We start from the raw sequence: 21,520 nt of genomic DNA on the forward strand, positions 1-21,520 counted from the left end.
TAAAAAGAGATTAGCCCGCTTTTGCGGAATCAAAGTCAATATTTATAGGACCATTATGAAGAATTGGAGAACGCTTATTCTGGGACTGATGTTCGCAAGCTCCACTGCTTTGGCTGCGCCTCAGCAAATGGATAAAGTGGCTGCGGTCGTCAATAACGGTGTTGTGCTGGAAAGTGACGTCCAGAATATGATCAACACAGTAAAACTGAATGCTCAGAACGCACGTCAACAGGTGCCTGATGATCAAACTCTGCGTCATCAGATCCTTGAGCGTCTCGTTATGGATAACATCATTTTGCAAATGGCTAGCCAAATGCAAATCAATATTCCAGATGAAGCCGTGGATGCAACTATTACTGATATCGCTCGTCAAAACGGTTTAACACTACAGCAAATGCAACAACGTTTAACCGCTGATGGCATCAATATGAATCAGTATCGTAGCGAAATTCGTAAAGAGATGCTGATTGCTGAAGTGCGTAACAATGAAGTTCGCCGTCGAGTGACTATTTTACCTCAAGAGGTTGATTCTCTTGCTGAACAAATGAGCTCACAAGCAAATTATGAGATGGGCGTTAATTTAAGCCATATCTTGATTCCGTTAGCAGAAAACCCAACACAGGAACAACTAAAAACCGCTGAAGCATTAGTGGATAAAATTTTAGCTGAACTGAAAAAAGGCGGAGATTTTGGTAAGTTAGCTATCGCTTATTCAGCAGATCCTCAAGCACTGAAAGGCGGTAATATGGGTTGGTCACGCCTGCAAGAATTACCCGTTGTGTTTGCTGAACAACTGAAAAATGCGAAAAAAGGTGATGTTGTCGGCCCTATTCGCTCTGGTGTCGGCTACCATATTTTACGTGTTAACGATGTCAGTGGTGGCAGCCAACCTATTTCTGTCACAGAAGTGAAAGCACGCCACATCTTGATTAAGTCATCACCAATTATGGATGATGCACAGGCAAGACAAAAATTAACCAAAATTGCTCAGGAAATTCGTTCAGGCAAAATCTCATTTGAAGATGCAGCAAAAGAAAACTCTGAAGACCCAGGTAGTGCGTTAAAAGGCGGTGAATTAGGTTGGAATATGCCTGATATCTATGACCCAGCTTTCCGCGATGCGCTAATGAGACTGAATAAAGGCGAATTAAGCCAACCTGTTCAATCAAACTTTGGATGGCACCTAATTCAATTAGAAGACACACGCAACGTTGATAAAACAGACGCGGCGCAAAAAGATCAAGCTTACCGTTTACTGTTTAATCGTAAATTTAACGAAGAAGCACAAAGCTGGATGCAAGAACAACGCGCTTCTGCTTACGTGAAAATAGTTGATGGTCGTGACAGCCAATCTACAGATGAAAAAACAAATTAAGCCTATTGTTATCACCCCCGGTGAACCAGCCGGGGTTGGTCCAGACCTACTTATTCAGCTCGCTCAACAGCAATGGCCTGTTGAGTTGGTTGCCTGTGCCGATCCTGATTTATTACGCCAGCGTGCCAAAGCGCTAAATTTGCCTCTGACATTAACTGAATATTCCCCCAATTCAATTAATGAAGAACAGCCAGCAGGTCACTTATCCGTTCTACCTGTTCATTTAGCAACGCCTGCAAAGGCAGGCGTACTCAATGTTGATAATGGCCAATATGTTGTGGAGAGCTTAGCAAAAGCATGTGACGGCTGTTTAAATGGCGAATTTTCAGCGCTTGTAACAGGTCCCGTACATAAAGGGATTATTAATGATGCAGGCATGTCATTTAGTGGTCACACGGAATTCTTTGCACAACGAAGTGGCTGTGAACGCGTTGTTATGATGCTAGCTACCGAAGAACTGCGTGTTGCATTAGCCACAACGCATCTGCCACTCAAGGACGTGTCGGCCGCTATTACCCAACAAAGCCTTCATGAAGTCATCACCATTTTACACCATGATTTACAAACCAAATTTGGTATTGAAAAACCGGCCATCTATGTTTGTGGTTTAAATCCACATGCAGGAGAAGGCGGCCATATGGGTACCGAAGAAATTGATACTATAGAGCCTGCACTTGAAAGCCTACGTACAAAAGGAATTAATTTGATTGGGCCATTGCCTGCAGATACCCTATTTCAAGCTAAGTATTTAGACCATGCAGACGCAGTGTTAGCAATGTATCACGATCAGGGCCTTCCTGTGTTAAAATACCAAGGTTTTGGCAGAGCAGTAAATATCACTCTCGGCCTGCCTTTTATCCGTACCTCTGTCGACCATGGGACAGCCCTTGAGCTCGCGGGGACGGGTCATGCTGATGCGGGAAGTTTTATCACCGCATTAAAGTTAGCTATCCAAATGACATCTAAGAATACATGAATAATCGAGTCCATCAGGGGCACTTTGCCCGCAAACGTTTCGGGCAGAACTTTTTAACTGACCAATTTATTATCGACAGCATCGTGGATGCCATGAACCCGCTGCCAGGTCAGTCCATTGTAGAAATTGGTCCCGGCTTAGGTGCCTTAACCGAACCTGTCGGTAGCCGAATCGATAAAATGACCGTAGTTGAACTTGACCGTGACCTTGCTGCACGTTTACACGTTCATCCTCAACTAAAAGATAAATTGACTATCATTCAGCAAGATGCAATGACAGTAGATTTTGGTGAATTAGCCAAACAAGCGGGCCAGCCCCTGCGTGTTTTTGGTAACTTGCCTTACAACATCTCCACGCCGTTAATGTTTCACTTATTCACATTCACCAATTCTATTTCTGACATGAATTTCATGTTACAAAAAGAAGTGGTGAATCGTCTGGTTGCAGGACCAGGTAGCAAAGCCTTTGGGCGCTTGAGTGTTATGGCGCAATATTATTGCAACGTGGTGCCTGTGTTGGAAGTACCACCAACCGCATTTACACCAGCGCCAAAAGTAGATTCAGCCATTGTTAGGTTGATTCCTCATCGTGAAAACCCGTATCCGGTAAAAGATATTAAATTTTTAAGCCGTATTACCACACAAGCTTTCAACCAACGCCGTAAAACGATTCGTAATAGTTTAGGGGATTTATTCAGCGTTGAAGAGTTAACAGAACTGGGTATTGATTTAAGCACCCGAGCAGAAAATATTTCTGTTGAACAATATTGTAAAATGGCAAACTATCTCTCTAACCGTTCAGAATAGTCTGTTGAAGGAGGCACTATGCTTAATGAGCCGAATGTAAGCATCCAAGTTCAGAGTGTCTATATAGAAAGCCAATCTCAACCCGATATTGCGAGATATGTGTTTGCTTACACTATCTGCATTCGTAATTTAGGACGAGAGCCTATTCAATTAATGAGCCGTTATTGGCTCATTACTAACAGTGATGGCCATAAGACCGAAGTTCAAGGTGAAGGCGTGGTTGGTGAACAACCGCTTATCCCACCAGGAAAAGAATACCGTTATACCAGTGGCGCAATCCTTGAAACTCCAATGGGTACGATGGAAGGTTATTATGTGATGATAAGCACACAAGGGGACAGTTTCCACGTTGATATCCCTGCTTTTCGTCTTGCTATCCCAACACTGATTAATTAATTATGTCGACATATTTAGTGGGTGATATTCACGGTTGTTATCGTGAGCTCCGTGACTTGATGGAAAGTGTCCATTTTGATCCAACCAAAGACACATTGTGGTTAACAGGCGATCTCATTGCCCGCGGAACTGAATCACTGCAAGTTTTACGCTATGTAAAAAGCCTTGGTTCTGCCGCACGTTTAGTGCTTGGTAACCACGATCTCCATCTGTTAGGAATTTACTGTAAAATTAGTCGTAACAAGCCGAAAGATCACCTCGATGAGTTATTACATGCACCAGATCTTGATGAATTGATCAATTGGTTACGTCGCCAACCTTTATTACAAATTGATGAAGAAAAAAAGATCTTGATGACCCATGCAGGTATAACACCACAATGGGATATCGAAACAGCACGAATGTGTGCAAGGGAAGTTGAAGCCGTGCTGTCTAGTGATGCATATCCGTTATTCATCGACTCCATGTATGGTGACATGCCAAACAACTGGTCTGAAAGCTTAATGGGGCTAGCGCGTTTGCGTTTTAGTACCAATGCTTTAACACGCCTGCGCTACTGTTTTCCAAACGGACAGCTAGATATGATTTGCAAGGAAAACCCTAAAAAAGCGCCCGCTCCGCTAAAACCCTGGTTCGATCTACCCAGTAAAATTCCTGAGGATTACTCAGTGTTTTTTGGTCACTGGGCATCCCTTGAAGGGAAATGCACTCCTGATAACGTTTATGCTTTAGATACGGGTTGCTGCTGGGGAGGGGAATTAACGCTATTCCATTGGGAAACTAAGCAGTACCACCAGCAAAAGTCATATCAAAAAAGCCGTAAAGAGTAATTTTTTGCCTAGTTAATTGCAAGTTATAGCAAAATGGCGCAATTAAGCGCCATTTTTGCATTCTAACTAAAAATTAGTCTCTTTTAGTTAAGATCTCAAAACAATAACCATGGGTATTGTTTTCGTCAGCTTCATGGTATTCGGTAAAAATAGAATCCCATTCATCAGGCTCATAAGCCGGAAAATGAGTATCTCCGATAACTTCAGCATCAACGTGAGTCAAATATAATTTATTCGCTAGCGGTAAAAATTGTTGATAAACTTTACCACCGCCAATTACCATCACCTCTTCAACATTTTCAATTGATTGCGCTGCAGCCAATGCTTCTTCAATTGACGTTACCCAAATAACATCAGAATCAGTACCAGGAGCACTACTTAATACAATATTCACACGTTGTGGCAATGGGCGCCCAATTGATTCATAGGTAACACGGCCCATGATAACCGGTTTGTTTAACGTATTTCGTTTGAACCACGCTAGATCCCCCGGCAAATTCCAAGGCATCGCTTTTTCCATGCCGATAACCTGATCGATCGCCATTGCTGCGATTAAGCTAATATTCATCTACTCACCTTAGAAACAAGATATAAAAATTGAGCACACTATACGGAAAGAGAATTGCTTCGTCGACTAAATTTAAACTTCCTTAAACAGGTTTGAATCACTTATACTCGAATTGATAAACTTATGACTAAAAATAACATTTAAAAACAAAATGAACCCTCTAAGACCAGTCTAAATGTGAGTGTCATTAGCAGGTCATTTTTATTTACCAACATTGAACGGGAAAAGAGATTATAACATGTACGAAACGAGTATTATGGTTGCGACCATCGCTGCACTCGGTATGCTTTCTCCAGGGCCAGATTTCTTTTTGATTGTTAAAAATTCAGCACGCTATCAACGCTCTGCCGCATTAATGTCTGCATGTGGTGTGATAGTCGCTATCGCTTTGCATATGTCTTACTGTGTTGCAGGCCTCGCTGTCTTGATTACAACTACGCCTTGGCTGTTTAATATCTTAAAATACGCGGGTGCAGCCTATTTAATTTGGATCGGTGTCAAAAGCTTACTTCCGCAATCCGGCCATAGCGTTGATCTAACAACCAGTAAACACGAAATTGTTTCATTCAAAAAAGCCTTTATGCAAGGTTTTCTCTGTAATGTATTAAACCCAAAAGCCACGCTGTTCTTTTTAGCGGTTTTTACCCAAGTGCTAGATATTAATTCCACTGTTGGCGAAAAGCTGTGGTTTGCCTTTATTATTTGGGGTTTAGCCGTCATCTACTGGCCTATTTTAGTATTTTTAATCCAAAGTGCCCCTGTAAGAAAAGGCCTGGCAAAAGTGCAAAAATACGTTGATAAGGTTCTCGGCGTTGTATTAATCGCCTTTGGTATTCGAGTGGCGCTAAGCTAGCTTTGTCAACAACCTAAAGCAGGCTAAATGCCTGCTTATTGGATATTCAATATTGTTGTAATACGAATTATTGCATGGTGTCTTGCGGTGCAACAACCAACTGCCCTACAGACCCTAAATCCGCCTTCTCTAAATTGTGGCTATAAAATAAGAACGGGAAATGGTTATAGGACGGTTGCATCATTTGAACTAATAATTCAACTCGGCTATCAACCCACACTGTATCTTTCCAGCCATAATCTTCTGGCGGTGTTGGTTTACCATTACGGTTTAAGACCTTAAAGCGCACACCTTCAATATGAAATGCTTGCGGTTCATTCGTCGTCACAACCCAACGTTCCCAATTGCCTTGGCGGCTTGAGAAATCAACCCTGTTTGTATCAATAGTCGCATTATTAATACCAAAACCATCATTAAGGTGAATATTACGTTGTGTAATACTGGATGTGACTTGCGTTTTATCTTCAACTAATTGTGCCGGTAAACCATCCGTTACCAATGACATTAATCCAGTTGCCTTGATAGTTAATACATTGGTTGAAATTAAGCTATTCGATGGTTCAAATAGCCCTTTTAAACGGTCCATAAAGGTAGCCGACTCGCCCGCAGTAATGGTTAACTCTTGCGTTTTCGCCATATCAATCAAGACTTCACGCCGTTCCCCCGGTGCTAATGGGAGTTCCTGAACACTAACAGGTACAGTTAATAACCCTTGATCAGATGCAATCAATGAAAATGGACGACCATCACTGATTTTCATTACATAATAACGGGAGTTCGACGCATTTAATAATCGTAGACGTACCCACCCTCGAGAAACTTCAATGTATGGATTTTGTACGCCATTAACCAGTAATGAATCGCCTAAAAACCCGTTTTCATCGGCTTTGTATTCAGGGACGCCAAAATTATCTAAACGCTTATCTTGAATAATGACAGGAAAATCATCAACACCATAGTGTTTAGGTAAACGCAGGTTTTTCGTCACATCATCTTCGATGATCCACATCCCCAATAAACCATTGTAGACTTGCTCGCCCATTTTCCCTTGAGTATTTGCATGATACCAAAGCGTTGCTGCATTTTGACGTATCGGGATCACTGGAGACCAGTCCGCATTAGGTGAAATTAACCTTGCCGCTCCACCAATTTGTGTTCCTGGTATTTGCAACCCGCTGATTGTCATCGAAACGGCTTCAGGTAAGCGATTACTATAAATAAGCTTAATATCATCGCCATTTTTTACTTTGACTGTCGGCCCAGGGGAAGAACCATTTACTCCCCAAATATCGGCTGAATATTTTCCATCATAAGACCAATGAATTTTTTGTAATGTTAAAAATAATGGCTGTCCAGACCGTGATTCTAATAATGGTGGCACAGGTAAAGCTGTCGCCCCCTCTGCATTTGCATAAATTGGCACATAGGACAAACATAGAGCCACCCCCGCCGCTATCAGGGCTTGGCATCGATTGAATGACATAAATTCTCCGCTAAACAAAAATTCCAGCGCATTTTATTATTTAGTATTGTAGATTTTCAGCCTATAAAATGGCTAATTTATGATTGGACCCAGCAATATAACAACTTAGATACAACAATTTAAGGTCGCAATAATTTGTAAGCCATGATATCGCGAAAAAAGGCTAAATTCTAAAAATATCTAGCAAATGTGTAAAAATATAATTAATAAGATTATAAATAGTAAGGGTAAGTAATTAAAAAAGGAAATAAGACAGGTAGGAAACAATAAAGTCAATTTATGCTGTATTCAACCTAAAAGAATGAGCAATATTTGTATATTGCCCATTTTTAAATAAATTCAATGAATTAAGTTATTTGCCTTGTTTTGCCATTTCTTCGACTTCGAGATCGAGTTCTTTTATTTTGGCTTCCATTAAAGCATGGCAATGCTCAGATAACTCCCTCACTTGCTCTCGGCTATAAAGCGATGTATCAATAGGGTCTAGCATTTCAATAATGACAGTACCGTTATTCCAACGGTTTAACTTAATTTTACCTTGTGTACTAGAAACGCAAACAGGCACAATCGGTACCCCTGCTGCAATCGCTGCATGAAATGCCCCCGTTTTAAATGGCAGTAAACCACGACCACGGCTGCGAGTACCTTCAGGAAACATCCACACAGAAATTTTACGTTTTTTAATCTGGTCAGCAACTTGCGTGATTGTGTTATGGGCTTTAGAGCGATTAGCGCGGTCAATTAAAATATTACCCGTTATCCAATATAAAAAGCCAAAAAAAGGTATATAAACCAAGCTTTTTTTACCAACGGTTACCGTTCTTGGTAATACCCCATTTGACATAGTCACCATATCGTAATTGTTTTGGTGATTACCAATATAAATACTCGGGCCATAGCTCTTAGCTTTCTCGGGTACACGATTTATAATGTTAATCCCAAAAACGACTGATAACCGCCCGAACATGTGACCAAATGTCATTACGTGTTTTGGGTTACGAGGGCTAAATAGACAGTAAATCCCCCCCCCTACACACACCGCAATCGTATAAATAATAACAATGATCGCTCTAATAAGCGCTAACATACTAACCCCAAATTGTAAGAAGCTTTTCAGCTCCATGATGAATATTATCTACTTATAAACCTTTTGAAGTTCATACTAAAAAAGGTTTATAAGGTTTGTTCTTTGTTAATTATTCAGACTCTACTGGCTCAATATCAATACGCTCAATATTGTGCATTCCACGCGGTAACGACGTCCCTTTACGACCTCGTTCTGAACGATATTTTTGTAAGTCTTCTGCTTTAAACTTCAGCTTCCGCTTACCGAAATGCAAGGTCATTGATGCCCCCACAGGCAAAATCATCAACCAAGTCAATAAATCATCGCCAGTTGCCGCTTGCGCACCTGCAATATTGATAATTTTATTCCCTTTACCTTTTGAAAGTTGGGGTAAATCCGCCACAGGGAATATTAACATACGCCCTGCCTTGGTAATTGCCAACAGCAAATCTTCCTGTTCATTATGCAGTTCAATTGGTGCCAATACTTTTGCATTTTCAGGCAAAGAAATTAAGGCCTTACCAGTTTTATTTTTAGTGACTAAGTCATTGAAGGTACAAATAAAACCGTAACCTGCATCAGAAGCCATTAAATATTTCTGCTCATCAGGCGCCATCAATACATGTTCAATGGATGCACCTGGAGGCAGAGTTAACTTACCCGTTAGAGGCTCACCTTGACTACGCGCTGAAGGCAATTCAAGCGGATCCACAGAATAACTGCGCCCTGTTGTGTCAAGGAATACCGCCGCCTGATTTGACTTACCTCGCGCAGCCCCTTTAAAACCATCTCCCGCTTTATAATTTAGGTTAGTCGGCTCGATATCATGCCCTTTAGCACTTCGCACCCACCCCATATCAGAAAGCACAACGGTAATCGGTTCTGACGGTAAAATTTCATGTTCGCTCATTGCTTTCGCTTCTTCACGCTCATGCAATGGGGAGCGACGGTCATCACCGTAATCTTTGGCGTCAGCTTGAATCTCTTTTTTAATCAGCGTATTTAAACGTCTTTCAGACCCAAGAATCGCTTGTAAATCATCGCGCTCTTTGGCTAATTCATCTTGCTCGCCACGAATTTTCATTTCTTCGAGCTTGGCTAAATGGCGTAATTTTAACTCTAAAATAGCTTCAGCTTGGGTATCACTGATATTAAAACGTGACATTAAAACCGCTTTGGGTTCATCTTCTGTACGAATAATTTCAATGACTTCATCAATATTCAGATAAGCAATCAATAAACCATCTAAAATATGTAAGCGTCTTAATACTTTTTCTAACCTGTGATTTAAGCGATTACGTACAGTTTGTCGACGGTAAGCGATCCACTCATTTAAGATCTCAACAAGCCCTTTTACCGCAGGTCGGTTATCTAAACCAATCATATTAAGGTTAACGCGGTAGCTACGCTCTAAATCCGTTGTCGCAAATAAGTGCGTCATAACCTGTTCAAGGTCAACACGATTACTACGTGGAACTATCACCAAACGTGTTGGGTTTTCATGGTTAGATTCATCGCGTAAATCTTCAACCATCGGCAATTTTTTCGCGCGCATTTGGCTGGCGATTTGTTCTAAAACTTTCGCCCCAGAAACTTGATGAGGGAGAGCCGTGATAACAGCATTACCATCTTCTTTTTCCCACACCGCACGCATGCGTACAGAGCCGCGCCCATTTTGATAAATCTTACGAATATCATCACGGGAAGAAATAATTTCTGCTTCCGTAGGGAAATCAGGTCCCGGCACAAATGCCATGATGTCATCAAGATTTAGCGTAGGTTTATCCAGTAAAGCAACCAAAGCTTGAGCCACTTCTCGGGCGTTATGTGGTGGAATATCTGTCGCCATCCCAACCGCAATACCCGTTGTACCGTTTAACAAAATATTTGGCAAACGTGCAGGCAACATTTTGGGCTCGTTTAGCGTACCATCAAAGTTTGGTACCCAATCGACGGTGCCATGGCCAAGTTCACTGAGTAAAATTTCAGCGTATTTGGATAGTCGTGATTCGGTATAACGCATTGCTGCGAATGATTTAGGGTCATCCGGTGCCCCCCAGTTTCCTTGACCATCCACCAGCGGATAACGGTAAGAAAACGGCTGCGCCATCAAGACCATCGCTTCATAACAAGCGATATCACCGTGTGGGTGATATTTACCGAGAACATCACCCACAGTTCTGGCGGATTTTTTATATTTTGCAGTGTTGCTTAAGCCAAGTTCTGACATTGCATACACAATACGGCGCTGAACAGGTTTAAGCCCATCGCCAATAAACGGTAATGCCCTATCCATGATGACGTACATCGAATAGTTCAGATAGGCATTTTCAGTGAAAGCATGAAGCGGTAAGCGCTCTACGCCATCATGAGTAATTTCACTCATTCAATTCGTTCCTTTCTCATCGCAATTCGGATATTAGACATCAATTTCAGCCATATCGCCTTTTTCTTGCAGCCAATTACGGCGATCTTCAGAGCGTTTTTTCGCAAGAAGCATATCCATGACCGCAAGTGTTTCTTGGTAGTTTTCATCATCGATAATTAGCTGTACAAGACGACGAGTATTTGGATCTAATGTCGTTTCACGTAATTGCAGTGGGTTCATTTCCCCCAGCCCTTTAAATCGCTGAACATTGGGTTTACCTCGCTTGCGGCTAAGGCGTTCAAGTACAGCATTTTTTTCGCTTTCATCAAGGGCGTAAAACGTTTCTTTGCCTAAATCGATACGATATAACGGCGGCATTGCCATATAGACATGCCCTGCTTTTACTAATGTTGGGAAATGACGGACAAATAACGCACATAGCAATGTAGCAATGTGCAAGCCATCGGAGTCCGCATCCGCAAGGATGCAAATTTTCCCATAGCGTAATTGACTAAGGTCTTCGCTATCAGGGTCTATTCCAATAGCAACAGAGATATCATGTACCTCTTGGGAAGCTAAAACCTCATCAGAAGACACTTCCCATGTATTGAGAATTTTACCGCGTAGCGGCATGATAGCTTGGTATTCGCGGTCACGCGCTTGTTTTGCAGAGCCCCCTGCGGAGTCCCCTTCTACAAGGAACAATTCCGTCATACTCAGGTCTTGCGAGCTACAATCGGCTAATTTACCCGGTAAAGCAGGGCCACTGGTGAGTTTTTTACGCACCACTTTTTTCGCTGCACGCATTCGACGCTGCGCGCTAGAAATTGCCATTTCTGCAAGCTGTTCAGCCACTTGCACGTTTTGGTTAAGCCATAAACTGAAGGCATCTTTTACCACGCCCGAAACAAACGCAGCGCATTGACGAGAAGACAGACGCTCTTTGGTTTGCCCCGCAAATTGTGGATCTTGCATTTTAACGGAAAGCACATAAGTACAGCGCTCCCAAATATCATCAGCTGAGAGCTTAACACCACGAGGCAATATATTGCGGAATTCGCAAAATTCACGCATCGCATCGAGCAACCCTTGGCGTAAACCATTAACATGGGTTCCACCTAGTGCTGTTGGGATAAGGTTAACGTAGCTTTCCGTCAGTAATTCACCACCTTCAGGCAACCAGAGCAACGCCCATTGTGCGGCTTCTGTTTCCCCTGAAAATTCACCTGTAAATGGCTTTGGGGGTAACGCTTCAAGGCCGTCAATTGACTCCATTAGGTAATCGGTCAACCCGTCACTGTAGCACCAACTTTGCTCTGTATCGTTGAGCTTATCCTTAAACGTGATTTTCACGCCAGGGCATAAAACAGCTTTGGCTTTTAAATTATGAGTTAAACGAGTTACTGAAAATTTTGGACTATCAAAATAGCTGCCATCTGGCCAAAAATGCACGCTAGTCCCTGTGTTGCGTTTTCCACAAGTCCCTATTACATGTAAATCTTCAACCTTATCGCCGTTTTCAAAGGCAATTTGATACACTTGGCTATCACGACGAACAGTAACTTCAATACGTTTTGATAACGCATTGACGACAGAAATCCCGACACCATGCAAACCACCTGAGAATTGGTAGTTTTTATTGGAGAATTTCCCCCCCGCATGTAATTGCCCCAGGATCAGCTCAACCGCTGACACTTTCATTTCTGGGTGAATATCGACAGGCATACCGCGCCCATCATCAATTACTTCAAGGGATTGATCGGCATGTAAAATAACCTCAATATGGCTCGCGTGCCCCGCAAGCGCTTCATCGACGCTATTATCAATTACTTCTTGAGCCAAATGGTTCGGTCGACTGGTATCGGTATACATCCCCGGACGACGGCGAACAGGCTCTAAACCACTGAGGACTTCAATGGCCTCTGCGTTATAACTAGATTGAGTCATGTTGTCATTCTGCGGTAATAGGTGATTAATTGAACTATTCAATCAGTGAGTTACTGTTGATAATAACAGTGTTCATACGTTTTGACACTATTTCTCTGCCAATTGTAGGAAATCAACAATTTGAGAAAAGTAAGCGTCAAAACCAATAAAGGCATGATTACCGTCAGGTTCCACAGTTTGTTTGCACTTTGAAAGATAGGCAACAGCCTCTCGATAATCAAGTACTTCATCGCCCATTTGTTGTAACAACCAGATAAGCTGAGGGGATGTTAATCTTTCAATGTATAAGGATTTTAGCTCATTAATGTGCTTTTCTTCCAACACATATTGTTCATGAGTATATGGGTTTGTATTGTCGCCTAAGTAATCTTGCAGTAAATCAAAAGGACGTACCGCAGGGTTTACGACGACAGCAGGAAGCTGATAACGCTCTGAAAACCAAATTGAAAAATAACCGCCGAGCGAAGAGCCGACTAACCCCATTTTCTCATGCTGATGCTGTTGGACAATATCATCCAACATAGCTTGAGCTTGCTGAGGGTAATTCGGTAACTGCGGTACAATCATATTAACTTGTGGATAATTCACCTCAATCCATTGCTTTAAGTTATTGGCTTTAGCTGATTGAGGGGAACTATTAAAACCATGAATATAAAGTAGAGTTGACATAAGCGAATTAATAACCGTCTGAGTCAAGGTCAGGGCTAAATTCCCTTGTATCTAAGCGATGAACGCGGGTTGTAATATGCCTTTGCCCTTGTTCATTAATACTTAATTCTAAATATCGCCAACCTGGCGCGACGGTATCAAGCGCAAAATTAGTACAGTGAGGCTTAAATTGCACACAGGTAGAAGGCGTTGCCAACAACCGAATACCGTGCCAGTTTTCATCCATTTCTTGGTGAATATGGCCACATAGCATCGCTTTAACATTTGAGTAGCTTTTTAAATAATCAGCTAAAATATGTGAATTTCTCAAACTGTGCTGATCAAGCCAAGTACAACCCGAGGCTAGAGGATGGTGATGCAGCATAATCAATGTAGTACGTTCAGGTTCAGCATCTAAGCTGGCTTTCATCCACTCTAACTGTTGCTCAGAAAGCTCGCCATGAGGTACATCTTGAAGTTGGCTATCAAGCATCAAGATTTGCCACTCATCACCAATTAAAACTTGTTTAGCGCTTGAAATCCCAGCAATTCTGAGTGTTTTGACCATAGCCGGTGGATAGTCATGATTACCAGGAAGCCATACGCAAGGAGCAGGAATACGCGCAATACCATCCGCAAAATGCTGATAAGCTTGTGGTGATTGGTCTTGAACTAAATCCCCTGTCGCCACAATTAAGTCGATTGGGAGATTTTCCTCTGAGATAGCATCAAGTACCGCCTGATAGCTACGGTAAGTATTTACCCCTAAAAGCGTATTTTCTGTATTAGCAAAAAGATGCGTATCAGTAACCTGTAAAATTCTCACAACTTTAGAGTTCTTTGCAGTCACTTCAAGCTGGCTGTCCAAAAGTATTCCTTTTCTTAAATATTATTTAGTACCTAATCTATTCATTACAACTATATAAAAGCTCAACATACTTACAACTATCTTAAAGCTTTACTTTCTAACTTTCTGATAATCAGCACACACTTCATCAGATTAATCGTTATTTAACACAGTTTCATCCACTTTTCATGAAGTTTTTGATAGTGAAGTTGTAACCATTGAATCGCTATCACTGTTGCTGCATTATCAATTGTGCCGTCTTCAACCCATTGAAAAGCTTGCTCTCGACTAACCACATGTACGCAAATATCTTCATTTTCTGACGCTAGCCCATGAACACCTTTCGCTTGGCTGCTATCAACTTCACCGATAAATACATGCATACGTTCAGTCGTACCGCCAGGGCTAGAAAGATAACTTACCGCTTTTTCAGTGCGACCAATAATAAGCCCAGCTTCCTCAACGGCCTCACGACGAATAACCTCTTCCAGTGATTCGTTTTGCTCTATCATTCCAGCTACTGCTTCAAGTAACCAGGGTGTTTCACTAGTCTCAATCGCTGGCAACCGAATTTGTTCAATTAAAACAACACTATCTGCTTTCGGGTCATAGGGTAAAACCACGCCAGCATGGCCGCGTTCAAAAACTTCACGGCGAATTTCTTTACTCCATCCCCCCGCGAAAAGGCGATGACGAAATTGATATTCAACCATTTGAAAAAAACCGTTAAATAATTTACGCTTGGATATAATTTCAACATCATTTTTGCCGTATTTAATTGGCTGCTCTATTTGTTTTGTCATTTCATTCTCCAAACCCAATTATTCCATCTTAAGGAAATAATTGTGGATTAAAACAGTTTTTAAGGTTTTTTAACCTTAGATGAGGTAATGTTTAATAAATTGAGACAAAATGGCACAAAAGGCTACCGTTAATAGAAGTGATACTCTGTTACAATAAGCGCCATTATTCAAATCAAAGAGCAACGTAGTGTCTGTTTTTAATAACTGTCTCTAAAACGGATAATTTAATATCTATCGCCTAGTTAGGCATGGTACGTTTTAGGCAACAGACTCAACTTAATTTGCTGTTTAATCAAGGAATCAAAATGAAGAAACTGCTTCCCCTTTTAATTTCGATGAGTTTTGTGGGTCTCAGTACCAATAGCTATGCAGAAGATTTACTACAGGTTTACCAAAAATCCAAAGAAAGTAACCCTGAATTAAGAAAATCATTAGCTGAACGTAATCAAGCTTTTGAAAAAATTAATGAATCTCGCAGCCCATTATTGCCACAATTAGGTTTAGGTGCAGGGGCTAGCTACGGCAGTGGTTACCGTGACGCAAGAAATACTGAAAGCACAGGTTTAAATGCTTCACTGAAACTCACTCAAGTTGTGTTTGATATGTCGAAATGGCGTCAATTGACTATCCAAGAAAAAACCGCGGGTATTTCTGATGTCACATACCAAACAAGTCAACAGCAATTAATTTTAGATACTGCAACTGCGTATTTTAATGTGTTAAAAGCGATTGACGCGTTATCTTATATTGAAGCAAATAAAGAAGCCGTTTATCGCCAATTAGACCAAGTTACACAACGCTTTAACGTTGGCCTTGTTGCCATTACCGACGTGCAAAACGCCCGTGCAAACTATGATAGCGTTATTGCACAAGAAGTCGCTGGCCGCAATGATTTAGAAAATGCGATTGAAAAACTGCGTCAAGTCAGTGGCGTGTACTACAGCCAACTTGCTTCTTTAAATATCGACCGCTTTAAAACCAATGAGTTGGGCGATATCAACGCTATCCTAAAAGAAGCAGAAGAGCGTAACCTCAGCCTATTAAGCGCACGTTTAGCACAAGATGTTTCTCGTGAAAATATTCGCTTAGCAGAAACAGGCCACATGCCAACAGTTAACTTAGATGCATCAACATCAGTCACAAATAGTTACCAACACGGCAGCGGTTATAATACTCCATATGGTGGTGGTGCGACCAACAGCTATAATGGTCAAAATAGCATTGGCTTAAATTTAAGCATTCCACTGTATACTGGTGGCGCAGTCAGTTCTCAAGTTGAACAAGCACAATATGGTTTCCAAGGTGCTAGTGAACAACTAGAAAGCGTTTACCGTAATGTGATTCAGTTAGTTCGCTCATCATTTAATAACGTATCATCGTCAATCAGTAGCATTAATGCCTACAAACAAGTCGTTGTTTCCGCACAAAGCTCATTAGATGCAATGGAAGCTGGCTATCAAGTAGGAACTCGTACCATTGTTGACGTGTTGACAGCAACAACTGCGCTATACCAAGCGAAACAAAACCTGTCTAATGCACGTTATGACTACATGATTAACCAACTGAATATCGAATTTGCTCGTGGCACATTGAACGAAGACGATATTGCCCGCCTAAATGCAAATTTAGGTAAAGAGATTTCAACCTCTGCAAGTAGTATTATTCGTAATACCAACGCGCCAAAAATGAATTAAAATTCTTAGTTTATTTGAAAATGATATAATGACCCGCTTATATAGCGGGTTATTTTTTGAAGGAAGCCAAGTAAATCGTTTAGAATTGCTAATTTGCACTAATTGAACCGCTTACAACCCCTTTTCATTAGCCTCTGGCACAAATTCAGTTAATTCTCACTCTTAATACTGCGCACTAGAGCAAAAAACAACCAATAGTTAACACATTGATATAAAATAAAAATATTATTTTTCCCTTTAACTAATACCATGCTAAATAGGAAAAAATAGCAAAAAGTTATCAAAATGATAAATTCAGCTCATTTCTCCTATATTTCTGCTTTAATTTTCAGCGTTTATCCCCTATCCTAGAGCTAACATCTAAAAACATCTTACTTAATTAAATTCAGGGTAATTACCATGACCATGAAGCGTACCAAAGATATTAATCAGAGCGCCTTCCGTAAGTCTTGGCGTTCATACCGTTTAGCGCCTGTGGCTGTTGCGGTCAGTGCCGTATTTATGCTTTCCGCTTGTGAAGAAAGTGATGAAACCGTCTCATTGTACACAAACGCACAAGACTGTAGCCAAGCGAACCCATCACAAGCAGAACAGTGCACTACCGCCTACAATAATGCGCTACAAGAAGCCGCTAAAACTGCACCTAAATATGAAACTCAAGCTGACTGTATTGCTGAGTTTGGTGAAGCTATGTGTACTCAAGCTCCGGCTCAAGCAGGTATTGCAGGCACTAGCTCAACAAATGGTGAACAAACGGCTCAAACACAAAGCAGCGGCGGTAGCATGTGGATGCCATTAATGATGGGTTATATGATGGGCCGTATGATGGGCGGTAGCGCTGCATCACAACCATTATTCAGCTCAAAAAACCCAGCTAGCCCTGCCAATGGTAAGTTTGTTGACGCTTCAGGTAAAAGCTATGGCCCTGCTGTTGCAGGTGGCCGTTCCATGAGCGTACCAAAAACAGCCATGGCACCTAAACCACCAACAACTTCAACAGTTACCCGTGGCGGTTTTGGTGACACCGTAAATAAACAAGCGATGGCACAGCGTTCATCTTCTTCTGCAAAATCAACCTCTTCTTCCCGTTCGATGGGTGGTTGATAAGTAATGAAACGAGTTCCTATAGTAGAGCGCCCAAACTGGCGCGAAAAAGCTTCTGAGTTTGGCTTTGAATTTCATACTATGTATGGTGAGCCCTACTGGTCAGAAGATGCGTATTACCAATTTACTATGGCACAAATTGAAGAAATAGAAGATGCAACCGAGCAGTTGCATCAAATGTGCCTAAAAGTGGTTGAACGTGTTGTTGAAAGCGATGAGTTAATGGCACGTTTTCAGATCCCTAAGCATTGTTGGGAATTTGTTCGCAGCTCATGGAAAAGCGAGCAACCTTCTTTATATTCCAGGCTTGACCTCGCTTACGATGGTATTAACCCACCTAAGCTATTGGAAAACAATGCGGATACTCCAACCTCATTATATGAGTCTGCATTTTTCCAATGGATCTGGCTAGAAGATCAAATTGAAGCAGGAAAACTCCCTGAAAACGCCGATCAATTTAATAGCATTCAAGAGCAATTGATCGAGCGCTTTACGCAATTAAAAGATCAGTATGGTTTCCGTTTGTTGCATATGTCTTGTTGCCGTGATACAGAAGAAGATCGCGGTACCGTTCAATATTTACAAGACTGTGCAAATGAAGCCGGTATTGCCACTGAATTCTTATATATCGATGAAATTGGTCTAGGTGAAAAAGGTGAATTTTCGGATACACAAGATCAGGTGATTAGTAACCTGTTCAAGCTATATCCGTGGGAATTTATGCTAAGAGAAATTTTCTCGACTAAATTGCAAGACGCTGGCGTACGCTGGTTAGAACCTGCATGGAAGAGCATCATTTCTAACAAAGCTTTATTGCCTATGTTATGGGAAATGTTCCCAGATCACCCAAATTTACTGCCTGCCTATTTTGCGGATGGCAAAACCCAGCCAGAACTCGAGAAATACGTTATTAAGCCATTATTTTCTCGTGAAGGTGCTAATATCCGTATTATCGAAAATGGTAAGGAAATTGCAGCCGCAGATGGCCCATACGGCGAAGAAGGTATGATTATTCAACAATTCCATCCACTTCCACAATTTGAAGGTAACTATACCTTAGTCGGAAGCTGGTTGGTGAATGATCAACCTGCGGGGATCTGTATTCGTGAAGATAAAGAACTGATCACTCAAGACTTATCACGTTTTTACCCACATGCGATCATCGACTAATCGTATTTAGCGTTAAAAGGAAAGCCCAAACATAGCAATATGATTTGGGCTTTTTTATGAAACAAAGCTATCGCAGAAAACTTACCCTACCTGAATAGACAACATACTTAACGATGCTGACACAATTCCCTCAATCGGTGTACTGATCTCTTCTTGCCCATCCCAAGTTCCTAAAATAGGTAAAATAGGCAAGTAATGTTCTGGTGATGGGTTAGATAATTTACCATCCTCCCGTTCTAATCCTTTAGTCAGTGGGTGAGGCGTTTCATGACTTTGCAGATTGTCATATACAAATTTTTCAAAAGATATTGCCCACGGGTACGGCTCAGCATGAGAGTTCTGCCAATTCATCGCCCGTAAATTGTGGACAACATTGCCACTGCCCATAATCAGCACGCCTTTCTCCCTTAAAACACTCAATTTTTTACCGAGTTCATAGTGCCAAGTGGCGGGCTTGCTACCATCGATACTCAGTTGGATCACGGGGATATCCGCTTCTGGATACATACGCAGCAAAATTTCCCATGTACCGTGGTCTAATCCCCACTCTTGTTCATCAAGGTAAATTGGCTCAGGGGCTAGTAATGAAACAACTTGCTGAGCTAATTCAGGAGAACCAGAAGCTGGATATTCGATTTGATACAAGGCTTCGGGGAACCCGCCAAAATCATGAATCGTTTTTGGTTTTAACATCGAAGTCACAGCAGTACCGCGCGTATACCAATGGGCTGAAATCACCAAAATTGCGCGGGGCCGAGGTAAGGCTTTACCGAGATTTTCCCACGCTTGAGTGTAAGGATTATCCTCAATCGCATTCATAGGGCTACCATGACCAATAAAAATGGCAGGGATCTTATTTTTTACCACCGAAGTATTTACCGACATGATGATTTCAACTCCAACTCAATTAGTTTCTCCCTACAGCATACGCTTTCCAACAAAAAACACAGTGGGCTAATTATGAGTATGATCATCAAAAAAATTGAAGAGGCCACGAGGTGTGCAACTCAGTGGCCTTTATAACATTCTATATGCTTAACAGACTATTTATTACCTAAATAACTAAAACCATTACATTAGATAATATTCAAGATATGACGAGAAAAAAGATTAGCTCGCTTTCTTTTCCTGCAACTGACGATACTGAACTAAGTCTTCAATCGTCACTACAGTCAAACCATGTTGCTTACCAAACGCAGCCACTTCAGGGGTACGAGCCATAGAACCATCATCATTGGTTAACTCACACAACACACCAGCTGGCTTGAAACCTGCCAATATTGCTAAGTCGATAGACGCTTCAGTATGACCACGACGCGTTAATACCCCGCCTTCACGGCCACGCAGAGGGAAAACATGTCCTGGGTGGTTAAGGTCTGAAGGAACGGCGTTATCTGCAATTGCGGCACGAATAGTGGTGATACGGTCTGCGGCAGAAACACCTGTCGTCACACCTTGTGCGGCTTCAATGGTCACAGTAAAGCCTGTTTGATTTTGGCTCGTATTGTTATCTACCATCATAGGTAGTTCGAGTTGCTTGCGGCGCTCTTCAGTAATACAAAGGCACACGATCCCACTGCTATAACGAATGGTAAATGCCATTTGCTCGGCAGTCATAGTTTCTGCTGCAAAAACTAAATCGCCTTCGTTCTCACGATCTTCATCATCAAGAACAAGAACACCTTTACCTTGGCGTAATGCCTCGATAGCATTTTCAACACGTTCGATAGGATTGCCAAATACAGAAAGTAGCGAATGATCCATGGTAAAAAACCTCTTAAATAGTTATTAACTAGTTACCAGAATCAAGGCAGTCTTAGGAATACGAGAAATGGTGAATATATAAATAGCCAATAAAAGGCATTTACCTATTCAGGTATGCAGAACACTATTGTGCGTAATCGCACAAACATGCAGATACTGTTAATTCTCTCCCATCCGGACTATAACCGTCGGCCCCAGATTCACACTGGGTCTGCTGACCTTTACCATAAAAATGATAAAGCGCTCGCGGGCTTCATGCGTGATGCATGTTTACCGCCGGTGGGGACTTTCACCCCGCCCTGAGATATACGCAATTAATATAACGCCAATAATTCAAGTTCGCAACGATGATAATCAAAATTGGCGAATGACTCACACTTTTAGCCAAAAAACATGAATAAAAACTTAGAGTTATCAAGGTTAATTTCACTACCGGCTCTAAACCTCTCTCTAAATAATTCAAGCTAGCGCAAGGCAGCAAGAGGTATTAAACTAGTCCCAACAATTCACAACAATATTTTGATAAACTTAAGGACCCGCGAAATGCTCGATCCGAAAAAAATTGAACAAGTTGCCCGCCAAATTCAAGGCGCTTTACCACAAGGCGTACGCGATTTAGGTGAAGATTTTGATAAAAAACTGCGTTCACTGTTACAATCACAACTCGGCAAATTAGACTTAGTCAGTCGTGAAGAATTTGATATTCAAACTCAAGTCTTATTACGCACCCGTGAAAAATTAGCGAAGATGGAACAACGCGTCAGCGCACTCGAAGCCCATTTAAATGTAGAAGAAAAAACGGCTGAGTAATTAAATTGAAAA

At 41.6% G+C, this 21,520-nt stretch carries 20 protein-coding genes and 1 riboswitch; of the genes, 10 read left to right on the top strand and 10 right to left on the bottom strand.

The features are described from left to right. Positions 1-55 precede the first annotated feature (55 nt). From surA to apaH, 5 genes are read left to right on the top strand one after another with little or no spacing between them, the layout of a single operon-like run. Positions 56-1,375, top strand: a complete 1,320-nt coding sequence (surA, locus tag PSF31_RS12745; protein ID WP_036958000.1) for a peptidylprolyl isomerase SurA — start codon at positions 56-58, stop codon at positions 1,373-1,375. Further along, a complete protein-coding gene (pdxA, locus tag PSF31_RS12750; RefSeq protein ID WP_004257669.1) occupies positions 1,359-2,351 on the top strand; it encodes a 4-hydroxythreonine-4-phosphate dehydrogenase PdxA in 993 nt (330 codons plus the stop codon). Before surA ends, pdxA begins: the two co-directional genes overlap by 17 nt. Next, a complete protein-coding gene (gene rsmA / locus PSF31_RS12755) occupies positions 2,348-3,157 on the top strand; it encodes a 16S rRNA (adenine(1518)-N(6)/adenine(1519)-N(6))-dimethyltransferase RsmA (protein ID WP_004257672.1) in 810 nt (269 codons plus the stop codon). Before pdxA ends, rsmA begins: the two co-directional genes overlap by 4 nt. 18 nt (positions 3,158-3,175) lie before the next feature. Then, a complete protein-coding gene (apaG, locus tag PSF31_RS12760; protein ID WP_004257676.1) occupies positions 3,176-3,553 on the top strand; it encodes a Co2+/Mg2+ efflux protein ApaG in 378 nt (125 codons plus the stop codon). Between the two features lie 2 nt (positions 3,554-3,555). Continuing rightward, positions 3,556-4,383 (top strand): bis(5'-nucleosyl)-tetraphosphatase (symmetrical) ApaH, encoded by an 828-nt coding sequence (gene apaH, locus PSF31_RS12765; protein ID WP_036958002.1) that lies wholly within the window; start codon positions 3,556-3,558, stop codon positions 4,381-4,383. Positions 4,384-4,456: 73 nt separating this feature from the next. Here apaH and folA read toward each other — a convergent pair whose 3' ends face one another. Further along, positions 4,457-4,951 (bottom strand): type 3 dihydrofolate reductase, encoded by a 495-nt coding sequence (gene folA / locus PSF31_RS12770; protein WP_096864071.1) that lies wholly within the window; start codon positions 4,949-4,951, stop codon positions 4,457-4,459. 238 nt (positions 4,952-5,189) lie between these two features. Between folA and PSF31_RS12775 the strand changes: the two genes are divergently transcribed. Next, positions 5,190-5,804 (top strand): LysE family transporter, encoded by a 615-nt coding sequence (locus PSF31_RS12775; protein ID WP_004257687.1) that lies wholly within the window; start codon positions 5,190-5,192, stop codon positions 5,802-5,804. A 67-nt stretch (positions 5,805-5,871) separates the two neighbouring features. On the opposite strand, the gene ftsP is transcribed toward PSF31_RS12775, so the two are convergent. From ftsP to nudF, 7 genes are all read right to left on the bottom strand, one after another. Beyond that, the gene (gene ftsP / locus PSF31_RS12780) at positions 5,872-7,287 is read right to left on the bottom strand and encodes a cell division protein FtsP (RefSeq protein ID WP_004257690.1); all 1,416 of its coding nucleotides are present in this window, start codon (positions 7,285-7,287) and stop codon (positions 5,872-5,874) included. 352 nt (positions 7,288-7,639) lie between these two features. Continuing rightward, on the bottom strand, positions 7,640-8,374 hold the full coding sequence (locus PSF31_RS12785) for a 1-acylglycerol-3-phosphate O-acyltransferase (RefSeq protein ID WP_036958188.1): 735 nt from the start codon (positions 8,372-8,374) through the stop codon (positions 7,640-7,642). A gap of 109 nt (positions 8,375-8,483) precedes the next feature. Continuing rightward, positions 8,484-10,739, bottom strand: a complete 2,256-nt coding sequence (parC, locus tag PSF31_RS12790) for a DNA topoisomerase IV subunit A (RefSeq protein WP_096864070.1) — start codon at positions 10,737-10,739, stop codon at positions 8,484-8,486. Positions 10,740-10,772: 33 nt separating this feature from the next. Continuing rightward, positions 10,773-12,668: a DNA topoisomerase IV subunit B gene (gene parE / locus PSF31_RS12795; RefSeq protein WP_094961099.1), complete on the bottom strand. Its 1,896-nt coding sequence runs from the start codon at positions 12,666-12,668 to the stop codon at positions 10,773-10,775. An 87-nt stretch (positions 12,669-12,755) separates the two neighbouring features. Further along, on the bottom strand, positions 12,756-13,337 hold the full coding sequence (gene yqiA / locus PSF31_RS12800) for an esterase YqiA (protein ID WP_096864098.1): 582 nt from the start codon (positions 13,335-13,337) through the stop codon (positions 12,756-12,758). 7 nt (positions 13,338-13,344) lie between these two features. Further along, on the bottom strand, positions 13,345-14,184 hold the full coding sequence (gene cpdA, locus PSF31_RS12805) for a 3',5'-cyclic-AMP phosphodiesterase (RefSeq protein ID WP_004257710.1): 840 nt from the start codon (positions 14,182-14,184) through the stop codon (positions 13,345-13,347). Positions 14,185-14,327: 143 nt separating this feature from the next. Then, a complete protein-coding gene (gene nudF, locus PSF31_RS12810; RefSeq protein ID WP_164560938.1) occupies positions 14,328-14,966 on the bottom strand; it encodes an ADP-ribose diphosphatase in 639 nt (212 codons plus the stop codon). 305 nt (positions 14,967-15,271) lie between these two features. Between nudF and tolC the strand changes: the two genes are divergently transcribed. The 3 genes from tolC to PSF31_RS12825 all read left to right on the top strand — a co-directional run bounded on the left by tolC (position 15,272) and on the right by PSF31_RS12825 (position 18,934). Continuing rightward, positions 15,272-16,660 (top strand): outer membrane channel protein TolC, encoded by a 1,389-nt coding sequence (gene tolC / locus PSF31_RS12815; protein ID WP_036958003.1) that lies wholly within the window; start codon positions 15,272-15,274, stop codon positions 16,658-16,660. Between the two features lie 399 nt (positions 16,661-17,059). Continuing rightward, on the top strand, positions 17,060-17,764 hold the full coding sequence (locus tag PSF31_RS12820) for a DUF1190 family protein (RefSeq protein ID WP_176489297.1): 705 nt from the start codon (positions 17,060-17,062) through the stop codon (positions 17,762-17,764). A gap of 6 nt (positions 17,765-17,770) precedes the next feature. After that, on the top strand, positions 17,771-18,934 hold the full coding sequence (locus tag PSF31_RS12825; RefSeq protein ID WP_004257729.1) for a glutathionylspermidine synthase family protein: 1,164 nt from the start codon (positions 17,771-17,773) through the stop codon (positions 18,932-18,934). 81 nt (positions 18,935-19,015) lie between these two features. Here PSF31_RS12825 and ygiD read toward each other — a convergent pair whose 3' ends face one another. Together ygiD and ribB are read right to left on the bottom strand one after the other, a co-directional pair. Continuing rightward, positions 19,016-19,819 carry a 4,5-DOPA dioxygenase extradiol gene (gene ygiD, locus PSF31_RS12830; protein WP_176489296.1) on the bottom strand — a complete coding sequence of 268 codons (804 nt, stop codon included), beginning with the start codon at positions 19,817-19,819 and terminating at the stop codon, positions 19,016-19,018. A 225-nt stretch (positions 19,820-20,044) separates the two neighbouring features. After that, positions 20,045-20,698, bottom strand: coding sequence for a 3,4-dihydroxy-2-butanone-4-phosphate synthase (gene ribB / locus PSF31_RS12835; protein ID WP_096864069.1), 654 nt, complete (start codon positions 20,696-20,698; stop codon positions 20,045-20,047). A gap of 158 nt (positions 20,699-20,856) precedes the next feature. After that, a riboswitch (FMN riboswitch) is annotated at positions 20,857-21,009 on the bottom strand. A gap of 232 nt (positions 21,010-21,241) precedes the next feature. On the opposite strand from ribB, the gene ubiK reads away from it, so the two are divergent. Then, the gene (gene ubiK / locus PSF31_RS12840) at positions 21,242-21,508 is read left to right on the top strand and encodes a ubiquinone biosynthesis accessory factor UbiK (protein WP_004257742.1); all 267 of its coding nucleotides are present in this window, start codon (positions 21,242-21,244) and stop codon (positions 21,506-21,508) included. The last annotated feature ends 12 nt before the right edge of the window (positions 21,509-21,520 follow it).

The sequence above is a fragment of the Providencia sp. PROV156 genome, from assembly GCF_028480905.1.
Classification (GTDB): Bacteria; Pseudomonadota; Gammaproteobacteria; order Enterobacterales; family Enterobacteriaceae; genus Providencia; species Providencia hangzhouensis.

What these genes read in the sequence shown, in the direction of transcription:
- PSF31_RS12785 (WP_036958188.1), bottom strand. Translation starts at nt 8,374, where the DNA reads ATGTTAGCGCTTATTAGAGCGATCATTGTTATTATTTATACGATTGCG.
- ygiD (WP_176489296.1), bottom strand. Translation starts at nt 19,819, where the DNA reads ATGTCGGTAAATACTTCGGTGGTAAAAAATAAGATCCCTGCCATTTTT.
- apaH (WP_036958002.1), top strand. Translation starts at nt 3,556, where the DNA reads ATGTCGACATATTTAGTGGGTGATATTCACGGTTGTTATCGTGAGCTC.
- ubiK (WP_004257742.1), top strand. Translation starts at nt 21,242, where the DNA reads ATGCTCGATCCGAAAAAAATTGAACAAGTTGCCCGCCAAATTCAAGGC.
- surA (WP_036958000.1), top strand. Translation starts at nt 56, where the DNA reads ATGAAGAATTGGAGAACGCTTATTCTGGGACTGATGTTCGCAAGCTCC.
- ribB (WP_096864069.1), bottom strand. Translation starts at nt 20,698, where the DNA reads ATGGATCATTCGCTACTTTCTGTATTTGGCAATCCTATCGAACGTGTT.
- tolC (WP_036958003.1), top strand. Translation starts at nt 15,272, where the DNA reads ATGAAGAAACTGCTTCCCCTTTTAATTTCGATGAGTTTTGTGGGTCTC.
- pdxA (WP_004257669.1), top strand. Translation starts at nt 1,359, where the DNA reads ATGAAAAAACAAATTAAGCCTATTGTTATCACCCCCGGTGAACCAGCC.
- PSF31_RS12825 (WP_004257729.1), top strand. Translation starts at nt 17,771, where the DNA reads ATGAAACGAGTTCCTATAGTAGAGCGCCCAAACTGGCGCGAAAAAGCT.
- rsmA (WP_004257672.1), top strand. Translation starts at nt 2,348, where the DNA reads ATGAATAATCGAGTCCATCAGGGGCACTTTGCCCGCAAACGTTTCGGG.
- PSF31_RS12775 (WP_004257687.1), top strand. Translation starts at nt 5,190, where the DNA reads ATGTACGAAACGAGTATTATGGTTGCGACCATCGCTGCACTCGGTATG.
- parE (WP_094961099.1), bottom strand. Translation starts at nt 12,668, where the DNA reads ATGACTCAATCTAGTTATAACGCAGAGGCCATTGAAGTCCTCAGTGGT.
- folA (WP_096864071.1), bottom strand. Translation starts at nt 4,951, where the DNA reads ATGAATATTAGCTTAATCGCAGCAATGGCGATCGATCAGGTTATCGGC.
- PSF31_RS12820 (WP_176489297.1), top strand. Translation starts at nt 17,060, where the DNA reads ATGACCATGAAGCGTACCAAAGATATTAATCAGAGCGCCTTCCGTAAG.
- nudF (WP_164560938.1), bottom strand. Translation starts at nt 14,966, where the DNA reads ATGACAAAACAAATAGAGCAGCCAATTAAATACGGCAAAAATGATGTT.
- yqiA (WP_096864098.1), bottom strand. Translation starts at nt 13,337, where the DNA reads ATGTCAACTCTACTTTATATTCATGGTTTTAATAGTTCCCCTCAATCA.
- parC (WP_096864070.1), bottom strand. Translation starts at nt 10,739, where the DNA reads ATGAGTGAAATTACTCATGATGGCGTAGAGCGCTTACCGCTTCATGCT.
- ftsP (WP_004257690.1), bottom strand. Translation starts at nt 7,287, where the DNA reads ATGTCATTCAATCGATGCCAAGCCCTGATAGCGGCGGGGGTGGCTCTA.
- apaG (WP_004257676.1), top strand. Translation starts at nt 3,176, where the DNA reads ATGCTTAATGAGCCGAATGTAAGCATCCAAGTTCAGAGTGTCTATATA.